Raw genomic sequence first — 299 nt, 5'->3', positions numbered from 1 at the left:
CGCCCTGGCCTGCGCGCTGCGGGGCGCGCCGAGCACCGCGGACGCGGGCCCCTCCTCCACGACCCGGCCCTCGGCGAGCACGAGGATGCGGTCGGCGAGCCCCGCGACCACGGCGAGGTCGTGCGAGACCAGCACGAGCGCCCGGCCGCGGGCCTTCTGCTCGGCGAAGAGCTCGAGCACGCGGGCCTGCACGGTGACGTCGAGCGCGGTGGTCGGCTCGTCGGCGACGACCAGCGGCGGATCGAGAGCCACGGCAGCGGCGAGGAGGGCGCGCTGGCGGAGCCGCCGGAGAGGTCGCC

1 pseudogene is annotated in these 299 nt (G+C 78.6%); it reads right to left on the bottom strand.

Annotated elements, in window-relative coordinates:
- A pseudogene (locus ACH61_RS15890) lies at window positions 1-252 on the bottom strand (ABC transporter ATP-binding protein); the annotation flags it as partial.
- Window positions 253-299: the final 47 nt, after the last annotated feature.

Source organism: Rathayibacter tanaceti (assembly GCF_001634385.1).
GTDB lineage: Bacteria > Actinomycetota > Actinomycetes > Actinomycetales > Microbacteriaceae > Rathayibacter > Rathayibacter tanaceti.
The sequence above is the reverse complement of the archived record's forward strand: the minus strand, read 5'-3'. Positions and strand labels throughout refer to the sequence as shown.